The sequence below is a fragment of the Shimia ponticola genome, assembly GCF_007995215.1.
GTDB classification, from domain to species: domain Bacteria; phylum Pseudomonadota; class Alphaproteobacteria; order Rhodobacterales; family Rhodobacteraceae; genus Shimia_B; species Shimia_B ponticola.
On record NZ_VCDK01000003.1, the window covers coordinates 741,550 to 759,974 of the forward strand.

Below are 18,425 nucleotides of genomic sequence, written 5' to 3' on the forward strand. Positions count from 1 at the left end.
GAGCCAGAGAAACCGCAAATTCAGTCGCACCGCAGGTCGCCCTCGGGCCATCTCCGCACAAAGGTTGCGCAAACGACGCTCCCAAGGTCGCATTTTCACCTGCCCTGCTGCGCCTGCCAGCCTACATCCAACTCATGTTTCTGTCTGTCTTTGATATGTTCAAGGTCGGCATCGGCCCGTCTTCATCACACACCATGGGGCCCATGGTGGCAGCGGCGCGGTTTCTGGACTTGATGCGCAACAGCCCGTTTCAGTTTGCGGGGCTAAAGGCGTCGCTGCATGGATCACTGGCCTTCACGGGCGTCGGACACGCAACGGATCGGGCGACCATACTGGGCTTGGCAGGGTTTGAACCTTCAACCTACGACGCCAACGCCGCCGAGACCGCTCTTGCCCAGATCAAAGCCACGGGTCGCGTGACGCCACCCGGACTTCCGGAACTGACATTTGCACCACAAGACGATCTTGCCTTTGATTTTGGCCCGGCCCTGCCCGGCCATGCAAATGGAATGATCCTTCAGGCGACAGACGCCCAAGGCGACGTGATCCTGCAGGAGACCTACTATTCCGTAGGCGGCGGTTTCGTGATGACTGAAGGTGAGTTGAACGCAGGTGACGCGCCTGATGACGGCGCGCCAGTCCCCTATCCTTTCACCACCGCTGCCGAAATGCTTGAGATGTGCGCGCTGACCGGTAAATCCATTGCTGGCCTCAAACGCGCTAATGAATTGGCACGCATGTCACCCAACCGGCTTGATGAGGGCATCGCCCGGATTTGGGAGGTGATGAACGCCTGCATCGACCGGGGGCTACACATAGATGGCACACTGCCCGGTGGTTTGGGCGTGAAGCGACGTGCCAAGGGAATCCATGATGCCTTGCAAGCCGAGCGTGGCATGAACCTGACCGCGCCGCACACCATCAACGACTGGATGAGCGTTTACGCCATGGCGGTGAACGAAGAGAATGCCGCTGGCGGTCAGGTCGTCACGGCCCCCACCAACGGAGCCGCAGGCGTCGTTCCGGCGACCATCCGCTACTGGTTGGATCATGTGCCTGGTGCTGCACCGTCAAAGGTGCCTGATTTCCTTTTGACCGCTGCGGCGATTGGTGGATTGGTAAAACACAATGCCTCAATTTCGGGCGCGGAATGTGGGTGTCAGGCTGAGGTCGGCAGCGCTTCGGCCATGGCGGCCGCTGGGCTTTGTGCGGTGATGGGTGGGACGGCGGAACACATCGAAAATGCCGCCGAAATCGCGCTTGAGCATCATCTCGGCATGACCTGCGACCCGGTCAAAGGCCTGGTGCAGGTGCCTTGTATCGAACGCAACGGGCTTGGCGCGATCAAGGCCGTGTCTGCAGCTTCGCTATCGCTGCGCGGGGATGGTACGCACCTTGTTCCCCTGGATGCCTGTATCGAAACGATGCGGCAAACCGGCATGGACATGAGCGAGAAATACAAAGAGACCTCGCTCGGAGGTCTCGCGGTCAATGTACCAAACTGCTAGCGCGGGCTTTCCCATTGACACGCGCATGCATAGCATCGGCGCATGACTGACTCTGACCGCCCAGCGCTAGGCATCGTCTTGATGCTTGGCTTTTGCCTGCTGATCCCCTTTGCGGACGCCATTTCGAAAATTCTGGGCGCGACCTTGCCTGTGGTCATGATCGTGGTCGCACGTTTTCTGTCTCAGACCGTCCTGCTGTCTCCCCTCGTGTTGGGAAAATCGCCGACCATCCGCAAGGACCAGATCGGAGCAATCGCCATTCGCGCGGCGCTTCAGATCATTGGCATCTGTCTGATGTTCTTTTCGTTGCTCTACCTGCCACTGGCAGACGCCATCGCAATCGCATTTGTCATGCCGTTTATCCTGCTGTTGCTGGGATGGTGGTTTCTGGACGAGGTTGTTGGCAAAGCGCGCCTCACGGCATGTGCGGTGGGCTTTGCGGGCACGCTTATGGTTGTGCAGCCCAGCTTTGCCGAGGTGGGGTGGCCGGCCGTGATGCCGATCGGCGTGGCAATCGTTTATGCCTTGTTCGTGCTGCAGACACGCCGGCTTGCCCAAGACATCAGCGCGATTGAACTTCAAGCCGCCTCAGGTGCGATTGCGACGGCGGTCCTCGTGCCTTTGCTGGTGGTCGGAACGGTCCTTGGCATCCCCCAGCTTGGTTTTGAAATGCCAACGGCGTGGGAATGGACCTTGCTTGCGACCACGGGTGTGGTTGGAACGCTGGCGCATCTGTTGATGACGCTATCGCTGCGATTTGCGCCTGCGGCCACGCTTGCACCTATGCAATATCTTGAGATCCCCTTTGCCGCCGCCGTGGGATTTGCCATTTTCGGGGATTTCCCAAATGGCCTCGCGCTCCTCGGGATTTGCATCACGATCGCGGCGGGTCTGTTCATTATTTGGCGTGAGCAGCGTCAGTCGTCAGCGATTGGATCACGGTCTCAAGGCAATTCTCCGGCAGAATGACCAAAAGCCCATGACGGTCTGTTGCGATGCTGACTGTCCCGGTTGCATGATTTGACGTGCTGATCAGCCCATCGGGGGCCACATCCGCGCGATCCAGTGGATAGCGCAAGCCCTCGCTTGTTACAGTGCACGGCAAGAGCGGGTAAAGCGCAACAGGAACGCCGTCTGCCAAATCGAGCGACACCCTGCTCGGCGCGATGAAGCAAAGCTCAGTTTCTGACAACAGGATGATTGGGCGCGCGTCATTCAAAAGCGCTGAATAGGCCGCGAGGGTGTGATCCATCCGTTTGCCCAAGAACCCAACTCCGAGGATCAAGCGCGCGTTGGTCGACGCCAGACATTTTTCAAAGTCGGTGCTATCTTGATCGGGAACGTGATGCACACGATCGGGCGGCAGGGACGCGCGCGTCTCGGCGTCGAGGCTATCGAAATCGCCAATGACAGCATCGGGTATGACCCCGGCATCAAGCGCCACTCGGGCACCTCCATCGGCAGCGATGCATGTCGGCGCAAACTGCAACGCCTTGGAAAGCATTTGTGGCGTAGCCTCGCCCCCGCCGATCAGTGTGACAGGGCCGGATTGTGGTGAAATGGGGCGAGACATGGGCAAACACGCAGCGAATCGAGTATTCATCAGCAGATGACCACAGTCCCGCCACGAAAATACACGACAATTTTCCCGGTTCCGGTCCATTCCGGTCCGTCCCGGCTTGGTAAACACTTCGACAACGAGTGGTCAAATATACAAGTGAGTCGTCGCTATGGTTGGCAATAACAAGGTTCTCACCGTCTCATACGGGACCTTTTCCTGCACATTGGAAGGTTTCGAAGACAGCTTCGACACCATGAAGGCGATCGCCGAGTATTTTCGCGATCTCGCCGCAGAAGACCGCTATTTCGGCGCTGAACCACCCCAACCCGACGCAGAAGTGATGGCTCGGATCGCAGAGCGCGAAGTGGCCCGCAATGTTCAGGCGCGCACCGAAGGCGGGCGTGTCCTTTTGCAAACGGCTCCAGCGACCGCAGCACCCGCTCCTGAAACTGAAACCGCGCCTTCCCCATCGAAAGACACTGCCGCCGCAGACGCTGCCCCATCGGTGCACGAACAACCAAACGAGGACATGACCACCCAGCCTGTCTCGGAATTGTCCGCGCCAGAGCAGGAAGCGGATCAAGATACCGTGCCCGAGGCCGCTGATCAGGTAGAGGCCCCCGAACAGGACGCTGCCGTTCAAGCCCGCGCTGCAACTGAAGTAAATGACGCAGGCGACGCTCAGTCCGAAGATGTTGCCGACGAAGATGACGCCGACAGCGAAGCCGCTGCGGTTGAGGCGAAACGCGAAGCCAAACGCGAAGCCCGCGCCCGTCGTCAGGCTCGCCGCGCGGCACGCGCCGCTGAGGCAGAAGCAGCTGCCGAGGCCGCAGAGGCTGAAGAGCAACAGGCCGAAATTCCACCGGCCGAGCTTGAGGCAGACGACGCTGCTCAGGAAACATCCGATGAGGATGACTTGCAGGTGGCTCTTTCAAACGCCGAGCAAGCGGAGCCTGTGCAGGAACCAGAGCCGGATGAAGGTGACAGCCTGACCGCAAAACTGCGCCGCATTCAGGCCGTTGTCGGGACCGCAGCCGTTGCAGGTGGCGCAGTCGCCGCGACCAGCGCAGCAAAATCAGACGACGAATATTCCGAGGATGAACACGCCGAGGATTTTTCTGAAACCGCGTCCGAAGACACGGCGGACGCGGAGGAACCGCAAGCAGATGGGCCCGCACCGGTGCGCGTTCTCAAGATGAAAAAGAAAGATTTCGAGGCCGTCATTGAAGACGGAGCCGTCGAAGAAATCACCGACGAGCAAGACGCAGAGTCGATCTTCTCCGATCTTGATGGTCTTGATGAACTGGCGGAGAAAGTCGACGACGCAGAGGTCGAGAGCACCCTGTCCCGCGAAGAAGAAGATGAGCTGGCACGTGAATTGGCAGCCCTCGAAGAAGAGGCCGATGATCAGCCAGAACCGGCAATCGCCTCCGAGGACGATGGCGCCTTCGACGAGGATGCTCCAGCCCCCGCAAATCGTGGCCAGACCGTTGGCCGCGCAGTTTTGGAACAGCAGGCAGATACGGCCGAAACAGCCGTAAACCGCCTTTTGGAAAAAACCGAAGAGGCCATGGACGAACCCGCAAGCAAAACGCGGCGAAACGCGATCAGCCATTTGAAAGCCGCCGTCGCCGCAACCGTTGCGGAACGCAAGGCTGGCACGCCACGACCTGAAGCCGCGGACAAGGTAGATCAACCCTATCGTGAGGATTTGGCCCGCGTCGTGCGCCCAAAGCGCCCAGCCAAACGCGCCGAGCCTGTTGAGGCAGAAGCACGCCAACAAGGCGACCGCCCCAAACCGGCTCCGCTGAAATTGGTCGCATCGCAGCGCGTTGACGCAACGCAACCCAAAGAGCCTGCCGCCCCCGCGCAGCCTGTGCGTCCACGCCGTGTTGAGGCCAAAGCCGCAACTGAAGCTGCATCGCCGGAATTTGCCAAATTTGCCGCATCCGTCGGCGCAGATGAAATTCCTGACATGCTTGAAGCGGCAGCGTCTTTCACCACTTTTGTGGAAGGCAACGAGGTCTTTTCGCGTCCACAGGTCATGCGGCTTGTGCAATCGGCATTGCCGGACGGGTCATTTTCTCGCGAAGACGGTCTGCGGGCCTTTGGCACGCTCTTGCGGCAAGGTCGTATGAACAAGATCCGCGGCGGTCAGTTCGAGGTCACCGAACACACCCGTTTTGTCGAAGCCGCGCAGGACCATGGCGGCGCACGCGCAGCCGGTTAAATCGAGACACCAGCAATAAGAAAACGGCCCGCTTCGACGGGCCGTTTTTCTGTTTACCTACCTTGCAGGGGTCAAGAGGCATCCTCAGGCGGTGCATCGGGGTCTGCTTGTCCCACACCTTTGAAAACCGCTTTCAATGGAAAGGCCCAGAGCACGCCCAAACCAATATAGATGCCCAATTCGACCAAGATCGGCGGAGCATTCAGCGGGTCCGGAAACAGCCAGTTCATGATCGTCACAGCCGCGACGATGTAGGCTGGCAACGCGACGATCAGAACGAAAAGGGACAAACGCTTGCGCGCTTTATAACTCAGGGCCATGCACCACCTTGTTGTCAAACCAATATGCGGATCAGTCCGCGAACGGGTCAGTCACAAGGATCGTGTCCTCCCGCTCAGGTGAAGTGGAAACTAGGGCAACAGGGCACTGGATCAATTCCTCGATCCGGCGGACATATTTGATCGCCTCAGCCGGCAAATCCGCCCAGCTCCGCGCGCCAGCCGTCGATTCAGACCAGCCTTTGACCGTCTCATAGACCGGCGTCACACGCGCCTGCAGATCAGCCGCTGTGGGCAGATAATCCAGCGTCTCACCGTCAAGCTCATAGCCTGTACAGATTTTGATCTCGTCAAACCCGTCCAGCACATCAAGCTTGGTCAGCGAGATGCCCGAAACGCCAGAGGTCACGCAGGTTTGGCGCACAAGACAGGCATCAAACCAGCCACAGCGACGTTTGCGGCCCGTCGTTGTACCGAACTCATGCCCGCGTTCGCCCAGTCGCTGACCATCATCATCGTCAAGCTCGGTTGGAAACGGACCTTCGCCCACGCGGGTCGTGTACGCCTTGGTGATACCCAACACGTAGTCGATTGAGCCAGGACCAATTCCGGTCCCTGTTGCGGCCTGACCGGCGATGACGTTGGACGATGTCACGAACGGGTAGGTGCCGAAATCGATATCCAGCAGCGCGCCCTGCGCCCCTTCGAACAAGATACGCTTACCGGCGCGGCGCTTTTCATTCAGCACCTTCCAGACAGGCGCAGCGTATTTCAGGATTTCTGGTGCAACCTCGCGCAGCTTGGCGATGAGAGCATCACGGTCGACCGGCTCAAGGCCAAGACCCGAGCGCAAAGCGTTGTGGTGGATCAAAGCGCGATCAACACGCAATTCCAGTGTGGCATCATCGGCAAGGTCTGCAACACGGATCACACGGCGACCGACTTTGTCCTCGTAGGCAGGCCCGATGCCACGCCCGGTTGTGCCGATTTTGGCGACGGAATTCTGGCTCTCGCGCGCGCGGTCCAATTCACCGTGATATGGCAGGATCAACGGCGTGTTTTCCGCGATCATCAGGGTCTCGGGCGTGATTTCGATCCCTTGCTCACGAACCGTTTCGATTTCCTTGACCAGATGCCAAGGGTCCAGGACCACACCGTTGCCGATAACCGAAAGCTTGCCGCCACGGACAACGCCAGATGGCAGCGCATGCAATTTGTAGACCGCACCGTCGATCACGAGCGTATGTCCCGCGTTATGACCGCCCTGGAACCGCGCAATGACGTCTGCACGCTCGCTCAGCCAATCGACGATCTTGCCTTTTCCTTCGTCACCCCATTGGGTGCCGACAACGACAACATTGGCCATGGTCCGTCTCCTTCACGGTCATCTTCCGGGTCGCAAATCCCGCGGCGTCTTAGCTGCCCTGCGCCGCTTGGGAAACCTGATTCTTGACCCACCGCCCATCTCGCGGCAATGGGTCCCTATGACCAAGTTTCTGATGCGCTGGGCATTCGCGTTCCTGCTGACCGCCACAACCTACAACCCGACCGAGTGGAATTTTGTCCGTTGGGCAACCGACTCTTATGCCACCCAGACGTCCTTTGTGGTCCTTGCGGGCCTGATCCTGCTGATCGGATACATCATCTATCTGCGCGCCACGCTTCGTTCGATCGGCGCGTTTGGCGTATTGCTGGTGGTTGCATTGATCGGTGCGCTGCTGTGGGTTTTGTACGACCTTGGGTGGCTCAGCCTTGAAAACGCCAACCTGAATCTTTGGATTGGAAACATCGCGCTCAGCTTTGTGCTTGGCGTCGGGATGTCGTGGAGCATCATCCGACGCGCAATATCCGGGCAGGCCGACGTGGACGATGTCGACGAATGAAGCCCGAGTTGGGGGTTGCGGGCCAGTTCCCAACCTTCTAGATACCCCCAGTCTATCCAAGGGTGCTGATGGCAGCGCCCGCCGCCGACTGGAATGCCGCCTATGGAAAACGTGATCCTGATCATCCTTCTGCTATTGGCCGTTGCGCTGATTGGTGTTGTCCTCTTGCAGCGCTCCGAAGGGGGCGGGCTTGGCATGGGCGGCGGTGGCGGCGGCGTGCAGGCACGTGGCCAAGGCAACGCGATGACACGGCTCACATGGATTCTGGGAAGCGCCTTTATGGCCGCTGCCCTTGCGCTGACCGTCTATTCTGCGCAGCAGGCATCAACATCGTCGGTTGTCGATGTTTTGGGTGTCGAAGTTGAAGAGGACGCAACGCTGCCCGATCTGGGTGACAGCTTGTTGCCTCCGACAACGAACGAACCGCTTCTGCCGACGGCAGAGTAACCAATACCTACAAAACCTAGCGGGTGGCCAACGCCACCCTGCTTTATCTTGCGTCACGATTGCCAAACAGGGCCGAATCCTGTATGGCTCAAATCCCGTGGTGCTTGCCATATATCCGCCGAGGTTTCGGCGTGCAGACTGCGGGAGAGCCTGAATGGCGCGTTTCATTTTCATCACCGGCGGCGTTGTTTCGTCCTTGGGCAAAGGCCTCGCTTCGGCCGCGCTGGGCGCATTGTTGCAGGCGCGCGGCTACTCGGTTCGACTGCGCAAACTCGACCCGTACCTCAACGTTGATCCCGGCACGATGAGCCCGTTTGAGCATGGCGAAGTGTTCGTTACCGATGACGGGGCTGAAACCGATCTGGACCTCGGTCACTATGAACGCTTCACAGGCGTCGCGGCCCGTCACACGGACAGCGTCAGCTCGGGCCGGATCTATTCTACGGTTCTCGAAAAGGAACGCCGTGGCGATTATCTGGGCAAAACAATCCAGGTGATCCCGCATGTGACGAATGAGATTAAAGACTTCCTCTCGATCGGAGAGGACGAGGTCGATTTCATGCTCTGCGAAATCGGCGGCACCGTCGGTGATATCGAAGGGCTGCCATTCTTTGAGGCGATCCGCCAGTTCAGCCAGGACAAGCCCCGCGGGCAGTGCATATTCATGCATCTGACGCTGCTGCCTTACATCGCGGCCTCTGGTGAGCTTAAGACCAAGCCGACCCAGCACAGCGTGAAAGAACTGCGTTCAATCGGGATCGCGCCAGATGTTCTCGTCTGCCGCTCCGAAGGTCCTATTCCTCTGAAAGAACGTGAAAAGCTGGCTCTGTTCTGCAACGTGCGCCCAGATAGCGTGATTGCGGCACAAGATCTTAAGTCGATCTATGAAGCCCCACTGGCCTATCACAAAGAGGGACTGGATCAGGCCGTTCTTGATGCCTTTGGGATTTCTCCGGCACCGAAGCCCAAACTTGAACGCTGGGATGATGTATCGGATCGCGTCTTCAACCCAGAAGGCGAGGTCAAAGTCGCCATCGTTGGCAAATACACGCAATTGGAAGACGCTTATAAATCCATCGCCGAGGCGCTGACCCATGGTGGCATGGCCAACCGTGTGAAAGTCAAGGTCGAGTGGGTCGATGCCGAACTGTTCGAAAAAGAGGACGCTGCGCCGCATCTCGAAGGCTTCCATGCAATCCTTGTGCCCGGCGGGTTTGGCGAACGCGGAACCGAGGGCAAGATCAAGGCGGCGCAATTCGCCCGCGAGCGTAAGGTGCCCTATCTGGGCATTTGCCTTGGCATGCAAATGGCCGTGATCGAAGCCGCGCGCAATCTGGCCAATCTTGGCGACGCTGGGTCCGAAGAATTTGACCATGAGGCCGGTGCAAAACGGTTCACTCCGGTGGTGTATCACCTCAAGGAATGGGTGCAGGGCAACCATAAGGTCCGCCGCAAAGTTGATGACAACAAGGGCGGCACCATGCGCCTTGGCGCCTACAACGCTGTCCTGACCGAAGGGTCGAAGGTTGCCGAAGTCTATGGCCAGACCGCCATCGAAGAGCGCCACCGCCACCGCTACGAAGTGGACATCAAGTACCGCGAACAGCTTGAAGACTGCGGTTTGATTTTCTCAGGCATGTCGCCAGACGGACGTTTGCCAGAAATCGTCGAGCACAAGGATCATCCTTGGTTCATCGGGGTTCAGTTTCACCCGGAACTGAAGTCAAAACCCTTTGACCCGCATCCGCTCTTCCGCGACTTTGTCCGCGCAGCAAAAGATGTCAGCCGATTGGTCTAGCCCATGTTCGAACGCCTGTTTCACCTGTTTGACCCTGAACCGTATGAAACACCTCTGCCAGAGGCGGACGCAGAGCACGCGTTCGGTGCGTTGATGGTCAGGGTCGCCAAGGCCGACCACGCGTATCTATACCAAGAGCTCGAACGCATCGATTACATCCTCGCCAAGCGTAACAACCTGTCGGCGGTGGATGCCGCAAAGTTCAGGGCCGGTTGCGAAAAGCTGGAAGAAGCAATGCCGGATACAAAGGCATTGTCCGAAATCCTCGCTCGCGAAGTGCCCGAAGAAGGGCGAGAATCGATGTTCATAGCCTTGTGGCAGGTGTTGTTGGCCGATGGCCTGAAACACCGCAGCGAGGAAAAGGTCATAGATCAGGTCGCCGCGATCCTTGGGATCGGTGCAAACCGAGCAACAGCCTTGGCGGCAAGCGTTCTGCCCGGCATGCCTAACAAGGATGGGACGTAAACCATGGCCAAAGGATACTGGATTGCCCACGGCACCGTGCATGACCCAGAAGCATATGATGCCTATCGGGCCGCAAACGCGGCCCCATTGGCCGAGTTCGGCGGGCGCTTTTTGGTGCGCGGTGGCGAACAACAGCTCAAAGAGGGAGACGCACGGCCACGCACCGTCGTGATCGAGTTCCCAACCTATGAGGCGGCCGTCGCATGTTACGAAAGCGCCGGCTATCAGGCGGCGATGGCTTTGCGCAGCGGTGTTGCCGACAGCGATCTTGTGATTGTCGCAGGCTATGACGGGTAGAAGCCCGCCAATCGACGCCTTATATCCCTGATATGTTTGCAAACCTTCTCTCGCGCCTAAGCGCTCCTGAACCCGACCCTCTCGATGATGGTGATGCACGGCTTGCCCTCACTGCGCTCTTGGTGCGCGTTGCCCGCTCTGACGGAGACTATGCCGATGATGAGCGGGACCTGATCGTCAAGATCGCCACCGAACGGTACGGTCTGAGCCCGTTTGAGGCACAGAAACTGCGCACGGATGCAGAGACGCTTGAGGCGGAAGCCCCCGACACGGTTCGATTCACGCGCGCGATCAAGGATGCCGTGCCCTACGAGGATCGCGCCAGCGTCATTGAGGCGCTTTGGAAAGTCGTTCTGGCCGACGGCGTCCGCGACCATGATGAAGACGCATTACTGAGACTGGTCGCCAACCTGTTAGGCGTCACGGACCAAGACAGCGCCATCGCGCGCCGCCGCGCCCAGGGCTAAACTCGAATGATCGCCTCGCTGCCCATGTATGACGCTCCGGGTCAACAGGCGGCGAACGATCGCCTTTGGACTTTGATCCGGGATGCTTTGCCGTTTGAGGCTCCGGAAAGTCTGACACGCGGAGCCGATTTATGGGACATGTGGACTTCGGATGACCTGCTGCTGTCGCAGACCTGCGGGCTTCCCTACCGCATGTCGCTTTATGACCGCACAAATCTGCTGGGTGTGCCCGACCAACGACTGCCACATGCATCGGCTGGAAATTACTATTCGGTCATAATCGCGCGAAACCCGGACCAATCCATCGAAAACGCGACGCTTGCCTACAACGAAGGACGAAGCCAATCAGGTTGGGCATTTGTGGCGGAAATGAACACAAACCCATCATTGTGCACCGGTTCACATGCCGCTTCGGCAGCCGCGGTCAGAGACGGCGTGGCTGATATTGCAGCGATAGATGCATCAACCTGGCGGTTTTTGCGCGCAAGTGACCCGACACTGGCAGATTTGGTCGAGATCGCACGCACCGAGGTCTCTCCTACCCTGCCCTTTATCACCAACATGGCAGACCACGTGTCGGACCTTGTGGAAGCTTTGACCAAGGCCTTTTCTGCGTTGTCACCAGAGGATGCGGACACGCTGGGCATGTATGGGCTCAAACAGATTCAAGCGGCGGATTACCTCGAATTGCCCATTCCAGCGCCACCGCAGTTTTGACGCGCCTTACCTTAGGACAGCTATCGCTTCACTATTGCGCATGTGCAGGTTTTCTGGCCTAGTCTTCGCTTGAAGCTTGCAAACAGGTGGCCTTTGTCCGCACCCACTCCGGTCATTGAAATTAAAGACCTGCACAAATCCTATGGCAGTCTTGAGGTTCTCAAGGGCGTAGACGTGTCCGCACACAAAGGCGACGTCATCAGCCTGATCGGATCATCGGGGTCCGGCAAATCCACGCTCTTGCGCTGTTGCAACCTGCTTGAAGATAGCCAGGACGGCGACATCATTTTCTGCGGTGATCCCGTCAAATGGCGCGGAACCGGGCTGGCCCGCAAACCCGCCGACCGCAAACAGATAATGGCCATGCGCACAAACCTTGCGATGGTGTTCCAGCAATTCAATCTCTGGGCGCATCTGACCATCCTGCAAAACGTGATGGAGGCACCCGTGACCGTCCTTGGTCATGACAAGGCCGAGGTCGAAGACCGGGCGCGCAAGCTGCTGGCAAAGGTGGGGATCGGCGACAAATGCGATGTCTATCCGGCCCAGATGTCGGGTGGCCAACAACAGCGCGCGGCGATTGCACGAGCCTTGGCGATGGAACCACAGGCATTGCTGTTTGATGAACCGACATCAGCGCTTGATCCTGAATTGGAGCAAGAGGTCGTCAAGGTGATCAAGGACTTGGCCGCCGAAGGACGCACCATGCTGCTTGTCACGCATGACATGGCGATGGCGCGGGATGTGTCAGATCAGGTCATCTTTCTGCATCAAGGCAAGATCGAAGAAGCGGGCCCACCCGCCGAATTATTCAACAATCCGAAATCCGAACGACTGCGCCAGTTCCTGAGCGCGGTCGCGGCTTAACCAGCACTCACAAGGGGAGAAACCATATGAAGCTGCTGATTCAATCCACTGCCATTCTGGCACTGACGGCAGGTGCGGCCTTGGCCGGAAGCCATGCCGAGGTCGTGCGCATGGGGACAGAAGGTGCCTATGCGCCTTGGAACTTCCTCGATGACAACGGCGAAGTTGCCGGGTTTGAGCGCGAACTGGGTGACGAGCTCTGCGCGCGCGCCGAGCTGACCTGCGAATGGGTCACGAACGAGTGGGATTCGATCATCCCAAACCTTGTGTCCGGCAACTACGACACGATCATCGCGGGCATGTCGATCACGGACGAGCGTGACGAAGTGATCGACTTCACCCAAGCCTATACGCCACCAGATCCATCGGCATACCTTGCCACCTCGATGGATGCTGACATCACGGGCGGCGTCGTTGCTGCGCAAACCGGCACCATTCAGGCCGGCTATCTGGCTGAGCAAGGCGTGACCGTCCTTGAATTCGCGACGCCAGAAGACACCATCGCGGCTGTTCGCAACGGCGAAGCTGACGCGGTTCTGGCCGACCAATCCTTCCTTGCTCCGTTTGCCGCTGAAAATGCGGACCTCGTCATGCTCGAAGAGCTTGTCTCGCTTGGCGGCGGTGTTGGCATGGGCGTTCGCGAAAGCGACGGCGAACTGAAAGCCAAGATGGACGCGGCGATCCAGTCCATGAAGGACGACGGCACCCTGAACGAACTGATCACCAAGTGGGAAGTCTCCTCGACTTGGTAAGTCTACAGGCTGCGCCCGCCTGACGGGCGCAGCCACCACCTAAGACCAGGTGATGCCCCGGAACTGGCCGCAACGCATGTTTTCGTTTTGCACAGACCCATCCACGTTAGAGACCGCGCAATGGTTTGCGTGCTATCTGACCACGGGCAAACACCAGCTATTCTATTGGTCATTTTTGACGGTTCTGGCGCTTCTTGCCATCACCGCACCAACGGCTTTGGCGTTTGGCTTTGGCGGTGCGATTGCCGCACGCTCCAATATCCCACCCGTGGCATGGTTTGGTAAAGGATACATCGCCATCGTGCGCGGTGTGCCGGACATCGCGTTTTTTCTGTTTTTTGTCATTGCTCTCGATCAGGGGTTCGAATGGCTGCGCCATCAGATGCTCTGCCCGGACTGGTCGGAACCGATCCGACAGGGCAACGACTTTCTGGTTTGCCCGTCGGCCAAACTCCCTTTGTCAAACGCGCCGCAATGGATTCATGAGGTTTACGGGTTTTTCCTTGCCGTTCTGACCTTTGCGATTGTCTTTGGTGCCTTCGCTGCGAATGTCCTGTTTGGCGCCATGCGAGCAATCCCACGTGGCCAGCTTGAAGCTGCCGAAAGCTACGGCATGACCCCGCGCCAAACATTCTGGCGTATCATTGTCCCGCAGATGTGGGTCTATGCGCTGCCGGGGCTTTCAAACCTGTGGATGGTTCTGATCAAGGCCACGCCACTGCTGTTTCTTCTGGGCGTCGAAGATATCGTCTATTGGGCGCGTGAGCTGGGCGGCACGGCTTTGGAGCGTTTCTCCGACTATCCGCATCCCGATTGGCGGCTGTGGTATTTCCTCGCGCTGCTGATTTTTTACCTCGCCTTCACGCGCGTCTCAGAGGCTGTTCTGCGCCGCATCAACGCCCGTCTGACGCGCGGACAAGCGACCATAGGTGGCACATGACGTGCTGGGAAACCGTTCAGGCCTATGCGTTTCGTTCAATCGGTTATGGTGAGCGATTGCTGCCGCGCGAAGACTTTACGCTGTGCCAGCACTTCACGCTGATTGGTTCTGGCATGATCTGGAACGTCTACTTCGGTGTTTTGGCGCTGCTCGCTGGTTTCTTCCTTGCGAATGCGGTCGCGCTGGCCAAGGCGTCGCGCCATGCATGGGTGTCGAAACCAGCGGATTGGTTCATCCTGATCTTCCGGGGGTCGCCGCTCTTCATCCAGTTCTTCCTCGCATACTTCCTCTTCCTCGAATTGAAACAGGCGGGCTATCTGCCTTGGCTGACATCGGCATGGGCGGGCGCATTGATTGTGCTTTTCCTGAATACCGCTGCCTACTCTGCCGAAATTTTCTATGGGGCCTATCAATCTGTCCCAAGAGGAGAGATCGAGGCCGCAGACGCCTACGGCATGACCGGGTGGAAACGCTTTCGTCGGATTATATGGCCAACCCAGATGCGTCTCGCATGGCCTGCCTACACAAACGAGGCGATCTTTCTGTTCCATGCCACGGCACTGGTGTTCTTCAGCGGATTTCCAGCATCGCGCCAGCAAGGTGATGCGCTCTATTACGCCAATTACTTCGCGGACAAGACCTTCAATCCCTTTGTCCCCTACCCGATCCTCGCCTTCTATTTCATCTTGCTGACCTTGGTCGTGATCGGTTTGTTCGGATTGGCCAACCGCCGGCTGAACAGGCACTTGCCCGTGGTGCCCAAGATCCGCTATCGCCCGCAAATCCTGCGCTGATCAGGCACGGCATGACGGATACGCCCCAAACCCCAAATGCTTCCGCCCGCATTGCAGCCGTGGATTTGAACGGCCAGTTGCGCGGCAAACGCATCCCTGCCGCCAAGACCACCGCGACCATGCAACTGCCGCTATCGGCCTTGAACGTGGACATCTTTGGGGCCGACATTGAGGGTTCGCCGCTTGTGTTTCAAAGCGGGGATGCCGATGGCGTTCTGGTGCCGACCGACCGTGGTCCCGTGCCTATGCCATGGGTGCCTGGTACGCCGTCTTTGGTGCTTGCCACGCTCGCACGCCCAGACGGCACGCCTTTTGCCGGTGATCCACGCCAGGCCCTCATGCGGGTGCTTGATCGCTACGCCGCGCGCGGCTGGACTCCGATGTGCGCGGTAGAGCTTGAGTTTTTTCTCGTGGAAACCGACGGCGCGCTCGCAGCGCCCTTAAACCCGACGACTGGCCGCCGGGTGAAACACCCCGAAATCCTGTCGCTACGCGAGATCGACCAATTCGCCGCTTTCTTTGATGACGTCGAACGCGGCGCGCGGGCCATGGGCCTACCGGATCAGGTGGTGACGTCCGAAGCTGCCTTGGGTCAGTTCGAAGTCACTCTAGGCCACGGCCCCGCCCTGCGGGCGGCGGACGACACCTTGCTGATGCGTGAATTGATCAAGGGCGTCGCGTTTCAGCACGGGATGACGGCGACATTCCTTCCCAAACCTTTTGCCCACGAAAGCGGAACCGGGCTGCACATGCATGCCTCGATCGTCGATCAAGACGGCGCCAACGTCTTCCGTGATCAACCCGCATTGCTGGAGCAGGCCATCGCCGGGTGTCTTGATACCATGAACGCGTCCACGGCAATCCTTGCGCCATTCGCGCCCAGCTATGCGCGCTTTGTCGACAATGCACATGCACCAACGGCGGCGACGTGGGGACATGACAACCGAACCGTCGCGCTGCGCATCCCGGCAGGGCCACCCGAGGCCACCCGTATCGAACATCGCGTCGCTGGGGGGGATGTGAACCCTTATCTGCTTTTTGCAGCGGTGCTGGGTGGCATGCTGATCGGGATCGAAGACGCCCGCACACCGCCACCTGAAACCAACGGCAATGCATATACGGCCGACGCGCCCCAAGCGCTTGCGCCTGATCTTGCGCAAGCCGTCGATGCACTCGATGACCCGGACCTGCACCGCATTCTGCCCACTCAGTTGATCGACAATCTGCGCCGCACCAAGCGGCAGGAAATGGATCGAATGGCCCGGATCTCAGAGACCGAGCTGACGGCGCTTCTGGTAGACCTGCTCTGAACCTCTTTTCATTCGCCTGCGCCTTGCTTAGCGTCAGGCGCAATCAACACAGATGGTGACCCATGCATATCGGCATTTTGCAAGCCGGACACGCGCCAGCCCCCGTCGCCGCCAGCCACGGCGACTATACGGATTACTTCCAATCGCTCCTTGATGGCCATGACCTGACGTTCACCACCTGGGATGTTGTCGATATGGACTTTCCTGACGGACCGGATGCCGCCGACGGCTGGCTGATCACGGGGTCACGCCATGGCGCATACGAAGATCACGAGTTCATCCCGCCGCTGGAAGATTTCATCCGCGCGGTGAAATCCTCGGGCCGCCCCATGATTGGCATCTGTTTCGGTCACCAGATCATCGCACAGGCGCTGGGGGGCACGGTCGAGAAATTCGCTGGCGGCTGGTCCATAGGACGCCGCGAATACAACACCGCCAATGGTCCAATCGCGCTCAATGCATGGCATCAGGATCAGGTGATCAAAGCCCCCGAAGGTGCGCGCACCATCGCATCAAACGATTTTTGCACCCATGCCGGGCTAGTCTACGGCGACACAATCCTGACCTTTCAGCCGCACCCGGAAATCCGGGGCGACATCATGCACGACTATCTGCACAAGGTCGGCACCGATCCCGATCGGTTCCCCCAAGACATGATCTCACAAGCCCAGTCAGATCACGGACGTCCCAACACCGAGGGCGCGATTGCCGATCAGATGGCTGCGTTCTTCCGTGGGGAGGCAACACTATGACCTGGATCACCGACTGCCCGCAGGCCGCACAGGACTATCTGGAGGGACACCGCCTTGATGAAGTTGAGTGCATCATCTCAGACCTTCCCGGCATTGCACGCGGCAAAGCCGTGCCTGCATCGAAATTCGCGCGTCAAAGCCAGTTCTTCCTGCCGAACTCGATCTACTTTCAAACCATCACAGGCGATTGGGGAGAAGCAGCGGGGCCCGAGGGCTTTACCGAACCCGACATGATCCTGAAACCGGACATGAGCACCGCTTCGGCCGCACCATGGACAGGTGACTGGACCCTGCAGGTCATCCACGATGCTTATACGCGTCAGGGTGATCCGATCCCGTTTTCACCGCGCAATGTCCTGAAACGCGTTGTCGGACTTTACCACGACATTGGCCTTGAACCGATCGTTGCACCGGAGATGGAGTTCTTCCTCGTCGCGCGAAACCTGGATCCGGCACAGGCCATTGAGCCGATGATGGGCCGCTCAGGCCGCCCCGCTGCCGCCCGGCAGGCTTATTCGATGAGTGCCGTTGATGAATACGGCCCGGTGATCGACGACATCTACGACTTTGCCGAAGCACAGGGTTTCGAAATCGACGGCATCACCCAGGAAGGCGGCGCTGGGCAGCTTGAAATCAATCTGCGTCACGGTAACCCCGTGAAGCTCGCCGATGAGGTGTTCTATTTCAAACGTCTCATTCGGGAAGCCGCCCTGAAACACGACTGTTTTGCCACGTTCATGGCCAAGCCCATCGCCGGTGAACCCGGCAGCGCCATGCACATCCACCATTCGTTCCTTGATCAGGATGGCAACAACATCTTCTCAGACGAACATGGCGGAGCGACCGAGGTGTTCTATCACTTCATCGGTGGACTTCAGACCCATCTGCCCAGCACGATTGCACTCCTCGCGCCTTACGTGAACAGCTATCGCCGCTACGTGAAAGATCACGCTGCACCGATCAATCTCGAATGGGGCCATGACAACCGCACAACCGGCATCCGGGTCCCGATCTCGGATCCCGACGCCCGGCGTGTGGAAAACCGTTTGGCCGGCATGGATTGCAATCCCTACCTCGGCATCGCTGCGTCGCTTGCGGCAGGCCTACTTGGCATGCGGCAAAAACTGCACCCGTCCGCCGAATATCGGGGCGACGCCTACGACGGAGAAGAGGACATACCCCGTGAGTTCGGCAAAGCCGTCGATCTCTTTGACGCGGCCACCGATCTGCATGACATCCTCGGCCCGGAATTTGCCCGCGTCTATTCGATTGTGAAACGCGCCGAATATGACGAGTTCCTTGAGGTCATCAGCCCATGGGAACGTGAACATCTGTTGCTGAACGTGTGATTGCGGCAGC

At 58.7% G+C, this 18,425-nt stretch carries 20 protein-coding genes; 17 read left to right on the forward strand and 3 right to left on the reverse strand.

Annotated elements, in window-relative coordinates:
• Positions 1-134 precede the first annotated feature (134 nt).
• Positions 135-1,508 carry an L-serine ammonia-lyase gene (locus FE702_RS06920; protein ID WP_147125519.1) on the forward strand — a complete coding sequence of 458 codons (1,374 nt, stop codon included), beginning with the start codon at positions 135-137 and terminating at the stop codon, positions 1,506-1,508.
• 42 nt (positions 1,509-1,550) lie between these two features.
• Positions 1,551-2,477: a DMT family transporter gene (locus FE702_RS06925; RefSeq protein ID WP_147125520.1), complete on the forward strand. Its 927-nt coding sequence runs from the start codon at positions 1,551-1,553 to the stop codon at positions 2,475-2,477.
• Here the strand turns inward: FE702_RS06925 and FE702_RS06930 are convergent.
• Positions 2,407-3,081, reverse strand: coding sequence for a thiamine diphosphokinase (locus FE702_RS06930; protein WP_147125521.1), 675 nt, complete (start codon positions 3,079-3,081; stop codon positions 2,407-2,409). The two genes, FE702_RS06925 and FE702_RS06930, sit on opposite strands and share 71 nt — an antisense overlap.
• Before the next feature lie 157 nt (positions 3,082-3,238).
• On the opposite strand from FE702_RS06930, the gene FE702_RS06935 reads away from it, so the two are divergent.
• On the forward strand, positions 3,239-5,299 hold the full coding sequence (locus tag FE702_RS06935; RefSeq protein ID WP_147125522.1) for a hypothetical protein: 2,061 nt from the start codon (positions 3,239-3,241) through the stop codon (positions 5,297-5,299).
• A gap of 71 nt (positions 5,300-5,370) precedes the next feature.
• On the opposite strand, the gene FE702_RS06940 is transcribed toward FE702_RS06935, so the two are convergent.
• Entirely contained in the window at positions 5,371-5,619 is a 249-nt protein-coding gene (locus FE702_RS06940; protein ID WP_147125523.1) for a DUF2842 domain-containing protein, read from the reverse strand.
• A gap of 31 nt (positions 5,620-5,650) precedes the next feature.
• Positions 5,651-6,943 (reverse strand): adenylosuccinate synthase, encoded by a 1,293-nt coding sequence (locus tag FE702_RS06945; RefSeq protein WP_147125524.1) that lies wholly within the window; start codon positions 6,941-6,943, stop codon positions 5,651-5,653.
• Between the two features lie 118 nt (positions 6,944-7,061).
• On the opposite strand from FE702_RS06945, the gene FE702_RS06950 reads away from it, so the two are divergent.
• The 14 genes from FE702_RS06950 to FE702_RS07015 all read left to right on the forward strand — a co-directional run bounded on the left by FE702_RS06950 (position 7,062) and on the right by FE702_RS07015 (position 18,415).
• Positions 7,062-7,460 carry a DUF6524 family protein gene (locus FE702_RS06950; RefSeq protein ID WP_147125525.1) on the forward strand — a complete coding sequence of 133 codons (399 nt, stop codon included), beginning with the start codon at positions 7,062-7,064 and terminating at the stop codon, positions 7,458-7,460.
• 102 nt (positions 7,461-7,562) lie between these two features.
• Entirely contained in the window at positions 7,563-7,907 is a 345-nt protein-coding gene (gene secG, locus FE702_RS06955; protein ID WP_147125526.1) for a preprotein translocase subunit SecG, read from the forward strand.
• A gap of 154 nt (positions 7,908-8,061) precedes the next feature.
• Positions 8,062-9,705 (forward strand): CTP synthase, encoded by a 1,644-nt coding sequence (gene pyrG / locus FE702_RS06960; protein WP_147125527.1) that lies wholly within the window; start codon positions 8,062-8,064, stop codon positions 9,703-9,705.
• 3 nt (positions 9,706-9,708) lie between these two features.
• Positions 9,709-10,170: a tellurite resistance TerB family protein gene (locus FE702_RS06965; protein WP_147125528.1), complete on the forward strand. Its 462-nt coding sequence runs from the start codon at positions 9,709-9,711 to the stop codon at positions 10,168-10,170.
• Positions 10,171-10,173: 3 nt separating this feature from the next.
• The gene (locus FE702_RS06970; protein ID WP_147125529.1) at positions 10,174-10,467 is read left to right on the forward strand and encodes a DUF1330 domain-containing protein; all 294 of its coding nucleotides are present in this window, start codon (positions 10,174-10,176) and stop codon (positions 10,465-10,467) included.
• 32 nt (positions 10,468-10,499) lie between these two features.
• Positions 10,500-10,934 carry a tellurite resistance TerB family protein gene (locus tag FE702_RS06975; RefSeq protein WP_147125530.1) on the forward strand — a complete coding sequence of 145 codons (435 nt, stop codon included), beginning with the start codon at positions 10,500-10,502 and terminating at the stop codon, positions 10,932-10,934.
• A gap of 6 nt (positions 10,935-10,940) precedes the next feature.
• Entirely contained in the window at positions 10,941-11,651 is a 711-nt protein-coding gene (locus tag FE702_RS06980) for a phosphate/phosphite/phosphonate ABC transporter substrate-binding protein (protein ID WP_147125531.1), read from the forward strand.
• A 93-nt stretch (positions 11,652-11,744) separates the two neighbouring features.
• On the forward strand, positions 11,745-12,518 hold the full coding sequence (locus tag FE702_RS06985) for an ABC transporter ATP-binding protein (protein ID WP_147125532.1): 774 nt from the start codon (positions 11,745-11,747) through the stop codon (positions 12,516-12,518).
• 26 nt (positions 12,519-12,544) lie between these two features.
• Positions 12,545-13,270: a transporter substrate-binding domain-containing protein gene (locus tag FE702_RS06990; protein WP_147125533.1), complete on the forward strand. Its 726-nt coding sequence runs from the start codon at positions 12,545-12,547 to the stop codon at positions 13,268-13,270.
• Positions 13,271-13,346: 76 nt separating this feature from the next.
• On the forward strand, positions 13,347-14,210 hold the full coding sequence (locus FE702_RS06995; RefSeq protein ID WP_147126154.1) for an ABC transporter permease: 864 nt from the start codon (positions 13,347-13,349) through the stop codon (positions 14,208-14,210).
• The gene (locus FE702_RS07000; protein ID WP_147125534.1) at positions 14,207-15,004 is read left to right on the forward strand and encodes an ABC transporter permease; all 798 of its coding nucleotides are present in this window, start codon (positions 14,207-14,209) and stop codon (positions 15,002-15,004) included. Before FE702_RS06995 ends, FE702_RS07000 begins: the two co-directional genes overlap by 4 nt.
• Before the next feature lie 11 nt (positions 15,005-15,015).
• Positions 15,016-16,314, forward strand: a complete 1,299-nt coding sequence (locus FE702_RS07005) for a glutamine synthetase family protein (RefSeq protein WP_147125535.1) — start codon at positions 15,016-15,018, stop codon at positions 16,312-16,314.
• Between the two features lie 62 nt (positions 16,315-16,376).
• A complete protein-coding gene (locus tag FE702_RS07010; protein WP_147125536.1) occupies positions 16,377-17,066 on the forward strand; it encodes a type 1 glutamine amidotransferase in 690 nt (229 codons plus the stop codon).
• On the forward strand, positions 17,063-18,415 hold the full coding sequence (locus tag FE702_RS07015) for a glutamine synthetase family protein (protein ID WP_147125537.1): 1,353 nt from the start codon (positions 17,063-17,065) through the stop codon (positions 18,413-18,415). Before FE702_RS07010 ends, FE702_RS07015 begins: the two co-directional genes overlap by 4 nt.
• Positions 18,416-18,425 lie beyond the last annotated feature (10 nt).